This is a genomic window from Pseudomonas laurylsulfativorans (genome assembly GCF_002906155.1).
Lineage (GTDB): Bacteria > Pseudomonadota > Gammaproteobacteria > Pseudomonadales > Pseudomonadaceae > Aquipseudomonas > Aquipseudomonas laurylsulfativorans.
Window position 1 is genome coordinate 44,596 of the sequence record NZ_MUJK01000021.1, and the last position, 9,182, is coordinate 53,777.

10 protein-coding genes and 1 pseudogene are annotated in these 9,182 nt (G+C 57.3%); 7 read left to right on the plus strand and 4 right to left on the minus strand.

The genetic code is table 11. From position 1 onward, the window contains the following. Nucleotides 1-233 precede the first annotated feature (233 nt). Nucleotides 234-794 (minus strand): FMN reductase, encoded by a 561-nt coding sequence (gene msuE, locus B0D71_RS30745; protein WP_103398029.1) that lies wholly within the window; start codon nt 792-794, stop codon nt 234-236. Between msuE and tnpC the strand changes: the two are divergent. Together tnpC and B0D71_RS30755 are read left to right on the plus strand one after the other, a co-directional pair. After that, nucleotides 768-1,643 (plus strand): annotated as a pseudogene (gene tnpC / locus B0D71_RS30750) (IS66 family transposase); the annotation flags it as partial. The gene msuE and the pseudogene tnpC overlap by 27 nt on opposite strands. Nucleotides 1,644-1,659: 16 nt before the next feature. After that, a complete protein-coding gene (locus B0D71_RS30755) occupies nt 1,660-2,208 on the plus strand; it encodes an AAA family ATPase (protein ID WP_103398019.1) in 549 nt (182 codons plus the stop codon). A gap of 208 nt (nt 2,209-2,416) precedes the next feature. Here the strand turns inward: B0D71_RS30755 and B0D71_RS30760 are convergent, their stop codons facing one another. After that, on the minus strand, nt 2,417-2,686 hold the full coding sequence (locus B0D71_RS30760; protein ID WP_103398020.1) for a hypothetical protein: 270 nt from the start codon (nt 2,684-2,686) through the stop codon (nt 2,417-2,419). A gap of 178 nt (nt 2,687-2,864) precedes the next feature. On the opposite strand from B0D71_RS30760, the gene B0D71_RS30765 reads away from it, so the two are divergent. Continuing rightward, nucleotides 2,865-3,638, plus strand: coding sequence for a ParA family protein (locus B0D71_RS30765; protein WP_103398021.1), 774 nt, complete (start codon nt 2,865-2,867; stop codon nt 3,636-3,638). Nucleotides 3,639-3,932: 294 nt separating this feature from the next. Here the strand turns inward: B0D71_RS30765 and B0D71_RS30775 are convergent, their stop codons facing one another. After that, complete coding sequence (locus B0D71_RS30775) at nt 3,933-4,151, minus strand: GDCCVxC domain-containing (seleno)protein (protein WP_103398023.1); 219 nt, start codon at nt 4,149-4,151, stop codon at nt 3,933-3,935. A 165-nt stretch (nt 4,152-4,316) separates the two neighbouring features. Here B0D71_RS30775 and merR point away from each other — a divergent pair, with 165 nt between their 5' ends. After that, entirely contained in the window at nt 4,317-4,712 is a 396-nt protein-coding gene (gene merR, locus B0D71_RS30785; protein ID WP_103398024.1) for an Hg(II)-responsive transcriptional regulator, read from the plus strand. Between the two features lie 694 nt (nt 4,713-5,406). Here the strand turns inward: merR and B0D71_RS30790 are convergent. Then, nucleotides 5,407-6,282 (minus strand): LysR substrate-binding domain-containing protein, encoded by an 876-nt coding sequence (locus B0D71_RS30790; RefSeq protein WP_103398025.1) that lies wholly within the window; start codon nt 6,280-6,282, stop codon nt 5,407-5,409. Nucleotides 6,283-6,426: 144 nt separating this feature from the next. Here B0D71_RS30790 and B0D71_RS30795 point away from each other — a divergent pair, with 144 nt between their 5' ends. The 3 genes from B0D71_RS30795 to B0D71_RS30805 all read left to right on the plus strand — a co-directional run bounded on the left by B0D71_RS30795 (nt 6,427) and on the right by B0D71_RS30805 (nt 8,996). Beyond that, on the plus strand, nt 6,427-6,777 hold the full coding sequence (locus B0D71_RS30795; protein ID WP_103398026.1) for a RidA family protein: 351 nt from the start codon (nt 6,427-6,429) through the stop codon (nt 6,775-6,777). A gap of 46 nt (nt 6,778-6,823) precedes the next feature. Beyond that, a complete protein-coding gene (locus B0D71_RS30800) occupies nt 6,824-8,215 on the plus strand; it encodes an FAD-dependent oxidoreductase (protein ID WP_420825156.1) in 1,392 nt (463 codons plus the stop codon). Nucleotides 8,216-8,687: 472 nt separating this feature from the next. Beyond that, nucleotides 8,688-8,996, plus strand: a complete 309-nt coding sequence (locus tag B0D71_RS30805; protein WP_205886079.1) for a DUF6124 family protein — start codon at nt 8,688-8,690, stop codon at nt 8,994-8,996. Nucleotides 8,997-9,182: the final 186 nt, after the last annotated feature.

Here is a 9,182-nt window from a genome sequence, read left to right on the forward strand (position 1 = left end):
CTCTTGCTGGATCATCCCCGGCATCGCAGTGGCTGACGCGCTCCTGATCGATGGTCGGCAACTGCAATCGTCCTTTATGGTTCCGGCAATGATGGCTCAGGGCAACGAATTGATCGCACCTTTGACGGCTCACATTGAAGCCTCGCTACCGGCGACCATCAGCGTCAGCACACTCGCGTCCGATTTCGGCCTGTCGGAGCGGACCTTGTCCCGCCACATCCACTTCCTGCTCCTCAGGCGCTCTGGCGCAAGCGTTGGTGGCTGCTGAAAAACGGCAGGGCGCGCTCTACGGCCAGGCCGATGCGAGCCTGGAGCAAGTCGCAACTGATGCGGTAATTGCTGAAGTCGGACTCACTGGCGTACACGCCCAGTGGCAGGGTCAGCGATTGGAAGAAGCTGAACAGTGGTCGTAGCTGGTGATCGATCACCAGCGCGTGACGAGGGCTGCCGCCTGTAGCGGCGAGCAGCACCGGCGTGTCGATCAGGGCGTCCTGGTCGATCAGGTCGAACAGGTGCTTGAGCTGGCCCGGATAGGCGCCGCGATAGACCGGCGAAGCGACAATCAGCAGATCGGCGTTTTCGATGGCTTGCAGCTGGGCCTCGACTTCGCCCGGCAGCTCTTTGCGGCTGAGGGCGCCACCCACGTCGCGGGCGAGATCGGCAAGCTCGATTACCCGGCCAACAATATTCAGACGGTTTGCGACCTCGTCGAGAATGGCCTGGCTGAGTACCTGGGTACGCGAAGGGCGGTAGGCACCGCCGGATACGGCGTGCAGCTTCAGCCTTTGGTCGATGCGCTGCGCGAAGCGGTGCTGTCCGAGGGCGTGATCCACGCCGATGAGACCCCGGTTCAAATGTTGGCGCCGGGTGAGAAGAAAACTCACCGCGCGTATGTTTGGGCCTACAGCACCACGCCGTTTTCGGCGCTCAAGGCCGTGGTTTACGGCTTCAGTCCAAGCCGTGCCGGTGAGCATGCGCGTAACTTCCTCGGCTCTTAGAATGGCAAGCTGGTGTGCGACGATTTTGCAGGCTACAAAGCCGGTTTTGAGAAAGGCATGACCGAGATTGGCTGCATGGCTCACGCACGCCGGAAGTTTTTCGATCTGCACGTGGCAAACAAAAGCCAGTTGGCCGAACAGGCGCTGCGCTCGATTGGCGGCTTGTACGAAGTTGAACGCCTGGCACGAGACATGAACAATGAGGATCGTTGGCGAATACGCCAGGAAAAGGCAGCACCGATAATCAAAATGCTGCATGACTGGATGTTGGCCCAGCGTGATCTGGTGCCCAACGGATCGGTAACAGCCAAAGCCCTGGATTACAGCCTTAAACGCTGGGTAGCGCTGACGCGCTACCTGGACGACGGGGCTGTGACCATTGGCAACAACCAAGTCGAAAACCAGATCAGGCCGTGGGCACTTGGGCGCTCCAACTGGTTGTTCGCCGGATCGCTACGCAGCGGCAAACGGGCGGCAGCAATCATGAGCTTGATCCAGTCTGCGCGGATGAATGGGCATGATCCGTATGCGTACCTGAAGGACGTTCTTACTCGCCTGCCAACGCAGCGGGCGAGTGAAATCGCTCGACTGCTGCCGCATCAGTGGGGCACTGTTAATTTATCGGAGATGGCAAACTCGTTTTAGAGTGGCTGAAAGCGAAATGACAAAAGAGACGGCACGTTACATCTTGATCACAGGCGCGGCAGGTTCCGGCACCACGACCTTAGCGGATGCTTTAGCAAAGGAACTGAGCACAACTCACCTGGAAGCAGATGATTTTTTGTGGCTGCCGAGTAACCCGCCATATCAGCATCTGGCAGACAAAACGCAGCGAGGAGAGCGCTTGCTACAAGAAATGCGCGCTCATGGCCGTGCCGTGGTTGCCGGATCAGTAATGGGCTGGGGTCAACCGCTTGAGAATGAATTTGATCTTGTGGTGTTCCTTTATCTTCCTGTTGAACTCAGGTTAGAGAGACTAAAACGTCGAGAGGCAAAACGCTTCGGTCAAGCAAAGCCGGAGTTTCTGGCTTGGGCAGCTCAGTATGATGAGGGAGGCGTCCCTGGACGGAGCTTGGCCCGGCATCAGGAATGGCTGTCTGTGCTTACTTGTGCTGTCTTAAAGCTTGAGGGGGACATGTCCGTTACAGATCGGGTACGGCAAATACTGGATGCCGTCGACGGGCTGAACCACACACCGTCGGTCATGTGAACGTGTGTTGGCTATCCGCTTACGGCTGATCAACCTGCTACCACAATGGAATTCGAATTATTCAGGGCTTTGTCCGTACTACCCGGCCGACCGCCGATTGCTCTGCGCCAGTTCGCCCGGGCCGTCCGGAACTGGGCCGGTCAAGCCGGGTTGCCGGGGGCAGCTAACGACTGAGGATTCAACCGGTCGCTGCCGACGAAGTTCCAGGCTATTGGCCATTCCTGGCATGCGCTACCTTCACGCGAATCCCATCAAAATACTGGGACTTCAGCTCTGTCGTTAACGGCCCAAGGATGGGGTTTGCCTTGAACCGGGCCAACAGATGCTCAATCACCCGATCTACCTTGGCGTAGGCCGCGTTGACGCTTGAAGGCACCAGCGGATCAAACTCAATCCCTTGCATCTCGATATCGAGTCGTTTCAACAGGGGTTCGGCGTCCAGGATCTGGTGGCGTATTTCATCCGGTGAGCATTGCATCGTCGACCTCCTTGTATTGCCGTGAGTACAGACACACCTCTTGTTAACTGCATGTCGGGTGACGCAGTCAGGTAGGGCGGCAGCTGTCTTAAAAATGAAACAAAATTGTCGCGTAGAAATATTACTGAAATGTTTCAGTCCTATGATCGAGAGAAGTTTTTCTCAGGTTGCCTCTCTCATGCGTCGAGCTGTGTTCAATCAAAAAGGGGGCGTTGGCAAATCAAGCATCGCCTGCAATCTCGCGGCTGTCAGTGCTGCCGAAGGCTACAGGACGCTCCTGGTGGATCTCGATCCCCAGGCTAACTCGACCCAATACCTGACCGGACTGACAGGCGATGACATCCCCATGGGGATCGCCGATTTCTTCAAGCAAACCTTGTCCAGTGGCCCGGCCAGCAAGAAGAATCGGGTGGCCATCACCGATACTCGCTACGACAATCTGCATCTGGTCACGGCAAGCCGCGAGCTCGCGGACCTGCAGTCAAAGCTTGAGTCCAAATTCAAGATCAATAAGCTTCGCCGCTTGTTGGTGGAGCTGTCCGAAGATTACGAGCGCATTTACATCGATACGCCGCCGTCCCTGAATTTCTACACGTTCAGCGCACTCATCGCCGCCGACCGCGTGCTGATTCCGTTCGATTGCGACAGCTTTTCTCGTCAGGCGCTCTACAGCGTCATCGCGCAAGTGGCCGAGTTGCAAGCTGACCATAATGAGTCGTTGATCGTGGAAGGCGTGGTGGTCAACCAGTTTGTGGCGCGTGCCAGCTTGCACCAGATGCTGATCGACGAATTGGTGGCCGAAGGCTTGCCGGTGTTGCCGGATTACTTGAGTAGCACGGTCAAAATGCGTGAGTCCCATGAGACGTCGGTGCCCATGATCCACCTGGCACCGCGCCATAAGCTTTCATTGGAATTCGTCAGCCTGTTTTCCGCTTTGGAGCGGGCCAGTTGATTGCAAAAGCAATGGTGAAGTTTCAGCAACTGGCGATGGGGTAGCGCGCGATGGCGAGTATTTCGCGGTTTCTTCAAAGCGAGCAATGGCCGCAATTGGCTGTGGATTCAAGCGATCGTCACCTATCGGATTAAAGCCAATACAGGAGAGCAAGGGTATACAACCAGCCGATGCAGAGGGTGATAGTCAAGTAGACAACCACGAGCATCAGGGAGTGACTCCACATGATACTGACCTCCCATAACCACGGTTTGAGGCGCTTCAGGGGCGCCTGACAAACCGAATAAACACAGCTCAAGCCGTACTGCAGCATTCGCGCTGCTCCTGAAACGGCGGGCACTTTACCGTGCCAAACGAACAGAACACACAGCAGTCACCGGGGGTCGGGCGTAGCAGGGTTTTGCAACTGCCACACTCGTAGAAGAACTGGCAGGCATCCGTGGGCATGGCCTCCTGCTTGGCGAAGCCGCATTGCGGGCAGGTCAACACGGACTGGAGGATGACGGCGCTCATGGTTGCCTCATTTGTGCACGGTGGAGGGATAACCCGCATTCGTCGTCGCCTTGGTCAACGCCTCAGGATCCGCCGATCTGTTGGGCCATCGTTTTCTCCATTGAATCGATCTAACCTAGAGTCACTCTACACTCCGTACCCGGGTACAGAATCAAGGGGCGTGTGATGGCGACAGGGCTGAGTATCGGCAAGTTGGCGCAAGCTGCCGGGGTGAATATCGAGACTATTCGCTATTACCAGCGACGCGGCTTGCTGGATGAGCCGCCAAAGCCGCTCAGCGGTTATCGCTGCTATCTACCGGAGCAGGTCAAACGGTTGCGCTTCATCAAGAGGGCGCAGGCGTTGGGGTTTACGCTGGATGAGGTGGGCGCACTGCTGACACTTGATGCGTCCTGCACCTGTCGCGAAACTCGAGCACTGGCCGTGCGCAAACTGGCCCTGATCGAGCAAAAGATGGCCGACCTTGCAGCCATGCAGCAGGTGCTGGGCAGACTGGTGGGGCAATGCGATGCAGGCGGCGGAGCCACTTGCCCTATCATCGATGCGCTGAACGGGGAGTGAATGCATAGCTTTGACACCAGCCCGCCTAAATCACTTCAGAGCGTGTTGAGGATACTGGGAATGACATGTTCTACATGTCACTTCGAGTATCACGGCGCTGTCTAAACAATTGGAGGGTGTCCCGATTTTCCACGCCCCGTCAGGCTATCGTGACCGGTCAGTAACGACCTACCCCGATAGCTGTATGTACGGACATCGGTCTACTTTTTATTCTTCTCTCTGTCCTGATGTCGATGCGTGATCGCACAAGATGTGGGGCGATTTAAACATAATTAAAATTTTGGTTGCTGCAAGTGGCGTTAATTGCTCTGCATGCAAGCAGTCTATATGTGGACTGGACGCTGCAAGTATTTATGCGTCGCTTTCCTACAACGGGGTTAAACCCAATGCGGCAGCAAAGCAAACGCTGGGTGACGATACATTTTCCGCCTGGCAACTGTATTTGAGCTATCACTACTAAGTCACCCGTCTCGGTACTGCTACAGGCTACGCAGGCACCATGAGACATGCTGGCAAACGCTTACGTTTCGGATGCGAATGCGGCGCTGCCAAGGGCGTTTGTACCCAAATGAAGGCATCGCTTTACTTGAATCAAATGTGGGTGGTTTTCCGAACTACCCACCTTAGCTAACGGACACTCCACACCAGGAATCCAATTCAAGAATATCGTTGAGTCGAGATTGAACGACAGGCTTCACTCAACCAACCCTTCTCGAACGATTTCGAAAAAGGTCGTCAGGATTCGCCGCGAGCTCTGCGCCCGTAGGCACACCAAGGTCTCGGTAAAGCACCGCTGGCAGTCGCTGATCGGCAATCCGCGAAGCCGGGAATCAGAGCCCAACTCGGCCGCCGAGACCACACCGACGCCCATACCGATCGCCACGGCTTCGCGTGCTGCCTCACGTCCCTCCACTTCGATCGCCTTGCGAATGCGCAGGCCTGCCGCTGCCATCTCCTCTTCGAGGGATAGCCGGGTGACCGAGCCTTGTTCGCGCAAGATCAGCGGTATGTTGTCCAGATCAGCCAGGCAAATGGAGGTTCGTTGAGCCCAGGGATGGTCATGGGCGACGAAGGCGAGCATGGGGTCACTGCGCAGGTGTAGCGTCAGCAGACGGTCGTCTTCGATGTGCCGCCCCAGCAGGGCAATGTCTGCCTGGTGCCCGAACAACCGCTGCAGGACCTCATCGGTATTGGCTGTTTCAATCTTCACGTCGACACCGGGGTAACGACTGCAGAAGCGAGCGACATAGGGCAGTACGTGCACCGGCGCATCCACGGCGAGGTTCAGGGTCCCGGTCGACAGGGTTCGATAGTCCATCAGCATGTCGTGGGCATCGACGCTGATATCGAACAGTCGTTGGGTCAGGCCGAACAATCGCTCGCCCACTTCCGTCAGGCGCACCAGACGCTTGTCGCGATAGAACACCATCACGCCGTAGTAATCCTCGAGCTTGCGCACCTGGTCGGACACCGCTGGCTGGGACAGGCAGAGCTGCTCGGCTGCGCGGGTGAAGCTGCCATTCATGGCCACGGCGTGGAATGCCTTGAGTTGCGTATGGGAAATCGCCATTGGGGACCTTGCTATAGATTTGGCTTATTCATGCATTCGATAAATCGATTTTATTTATGAAAGATGAACTGCAAGCATGGTTTTCGCAAGTCCCCTGACCGCTGTCTGAACAGCGGCGCCGCTGGCATTGACCTGGAGTGCTCTATGGAAATTGAACGTTTCGCCGCGATAAAACGCCGTTCGGACATGGTCCGGTACGACAACCACCTCTACATCGGTGGCCAGGTTGCCAGCGACCTCAGTGGCGATATCGAGGCGCAGACCCATGAGGTGCTCGCAGGTATCGAGCAGCTTTTGCTCAGTGCCGGCAGCGACCGTACTCGGGTGCTATCGGTGCGCATCTTGCTGGCCCATCGCGAAGACTATGAAGGGCTGAACAGGGTCTGGGATGAGTTTTTTCCCGCAGGCCATGCCCCCACGCGTGCCTGCACTCTCGCGCAGTTGATCGATCCCGGTTGGCGCGTGGAAATGATTGTGGTCGCCGCGTGCGCCTGATGACGTCCTGACTCTTGACCCGAACCGATCAACGGAGATGACCCCCATGCGACCCTACTGGCTCGACCAAGCCCTGAAAAACCAACCCGCCACGCCTTGCCCGCCACTGCAGCAGGACACCCGCGCCGATGTCTGCATCGTTGGTGGCGGTTACACAGGTTTGTGGACCGCGATCATGATCAAGGAACAGAACCCCGAACTGGACGTGGTCATCGTCGAAGCCGACATTTGCGGTGCCGGCGCCAGTGGGCGCAACGGCGGCTGCGCGCTGTCCTGGTCGGCCAAGTACTTCACCCTGGAGCGCTTGTTCGGCGTGGAAGAGGCGGTACGCCTGGTCAAGGAATCGGAGCAGAGCATTTACGCCATCGGCGACTTTTGCGAAAAGTACGCGGTGGATGCTGACTACCGTCTCGATGGCACGCTCTACACTGCGACTAACCGCGCCCAAGTGGGTTCGACCGACGGGGTGATAGCGGCATTGGAGCGCAATGGCATCAACTCTTTCTCCAAATACGCGCTAGCTGATGTGCAGCGTATGGCGGGTTCGACCCGGCACATTGAAGGCTGGTTTTCGCCAGCAGCTGCCAGTGTGCAGCCGGGCAAGCTGGTTCGCGGTCTGCGTCGGGTCGCGCTGGAACTTGGTGTGCGAATCTTTGAAGGCTCACCGATGACCGGCCTGGAACAAGGGCTGCCGGCCACCATCAAGACGCCCGGCGGGCAAGTGGTCGCCAATCACGTGGTGCTGGCGATCAACGCCTGGATGGCGCGGTCTTTTCCAGCATTCGAGCGTTCAGTGGCCATCGTCTCCAGCGACATGATCATCACTGAACCGCGACCTGATCTGCTCGAGCGAATCGGCCTGACCAGCGGGGTCACCGTACTCGACTCGCGGATCTTCGTGCACTACTACCACAACACTCCGGACGGCCGGATCATGCTCGGCAAAGGTGGCAACACCTTTGCCTACGGCGGACGCATTCTGCCGGTATTCGACCAACCTTCGCCTTACGCAGGGTTGTTGCGTAACACCCTGACAGAGTTCTTTCCGGAGTTTGCCGATGTCGGCATTGCCGCCACTTGGAACGGCCCGTCCGATCGCTCGGTCACCGGGCTGCCTTTCTTCGGTCGTATGGGCGCAAGGGGCAATATCTACTATGGTTTCGGCTATTCCGGCAGCGGCGTCGGTCCCTGTCATATGGGAGGACAGATCCTGTCATCGCTGGTCTTGGGCCTGGACAACCCCTGGACACGCTCGCCACTGTTGCAAGGCCCGCTCGGCCATTTCCCACCGGAGCCCATTCGTTACCTGGGCTCACTGATGGTGCGCAACGCCGTTCGCCGCAAGGAGCAAGCCGAAGACCACAACCAACGGCCACGTCGACTGGACGTGCGTCTGGCAAAATTCGCCGCGGCTGCTGGCAAGGCGGACAAGGGATAACGCCTCGATCACCCAGCGAAACGTTGGTTCATCACAGATTACCGGGAAACTGTAGGAGCCGGCTTGCCGGCGATGGACTCAAGTGCAGCGCGTTTATCCAGTTCACACACGTTATCGTTGACGACCATCGCGAGCAGGCTCGCTCCCACAGAAGAGCACTACATAGTCCTCCCCGGGCGACCAGCAAGCGCTCGTGAAGCAACTCTTTGAGTAATCGAGTTGCACTTCAAAACCCATCTCGCTAACCTTCGTCCCGTCGCTGCCAATTCAGCGAACGGGTGTGGTAGCCCGGTTTCTTCATAGACCCAGAACGCCTCAGGGCGTTTTTTTGTGCTGGCTGCTTTGTGGCGGCTGTGCATGGGAGGCTTCGGCCTGCCGGGTTCCTATGACCGGTCTACCACCCTGTGTACAGCCGTCTCCCTATTTTGCGTGGTAGCGGATGGGGAGAGGCTCACTTCATAGGAGCTTCACAGTGATAAAACCAACTCCGAATCCCCCTGAAACGGACGGTCAGATCGACTCCGATTCCGAACCCTCATCCCGCAAGCCTGCAGCGGCCACGCGACGTCCAAGCCCAATCTTCACCATCGCCCCCAACGTCAACAATGAAACCCTTCTGGTTCACGCCTGTGAAACCCTTGCTTCAGCCAGTGTCATGGCCAGTGAACTGGCGTTTATCCTTTCTGGCCCAAAATGCAATTTGGCGCTGGGGATTCAACAGATGATTGCCTTGGCAGAGTTGTCGGTGAACCGAGTGCTGGATCAGGTAGATCCGCAGTAGCGGGCGAGGGCATTTTTGGGTTCTTCACGCAATCCCGGGAAAGGCAGATAACGCAACACCTAATGAAATGGCTACCCCCCCCCGCTGCCCCCTGTGATCGCCCACTAAGCTTTCACAGAGGGCTCATCGGAGATCATTGCCATGAACAACGTAGCTATTGCCGCCATCGACCTCGGAAAACATTCC

What these genes read in the sequence shown, in the direction of transcription:
- B0D71_RS30755 (WP_103398019.1), top strand. Translation starts at nt 1,660, where the DNA reads ATGACAAAAGAGACGGCACGTTACATCTTGATCACAGGCGCGGCAGGT.
- B0D71_RS30760 (WP_103398020.1), bottom strand. Translation starts at nt 2,686, where the DNA reads ATGCAATGCTCACCGGATGAAATACGCCACCAGATCCTGGACGCCGAA.
- B0D71_RS30765 (WP_103398021.1), top strand. Translation starts at nt 2,865, where the DNA reads ATGCGTCGAGCTGTGTTCAATCAAAAAGGGGGCGTTGGCAAATCAAGC.
- B0D71_RS30775 (WP_103398023.1), bottom strand. Translation starts at nt 4,151, where the DNA reads ATGAGCGCCGTCATCCTCCAGTCCGTGTTGACCTGCCCGCAATGCGGC.
- merR (WP_103398024.1), top strand. Translation starts at nt 4,317, where the DNA reads ATGGCGACAGGGCTGAGTATCGGCAAGTTGGCGCAAGCTGCCGGGGTG.
- B0D71_RS30790 (WP_103398025.1), bottom strand. Translation starts at nt 6,282, where the DNA reads ATGGCGATTTCCCATACGCAACTCAAGGCATTCCACGCCGTGGCCATG.
- B0D71_RS30795 (WP_103398026.1), top strand. Translation starts at nt 6,427, where the DNA reads ATGGAAATTGAACGTTTCGCCGCGATAAAACGCCGTTCGGACATGGTC.
- B0D71_RS30800 (WP_420825156.1), top strand. Translation starts at nt 6,824, where the DNA reads ATGCGACCCTACTGGCTCGACCAAGCCCTGAAAAACCAACCCGCCACG.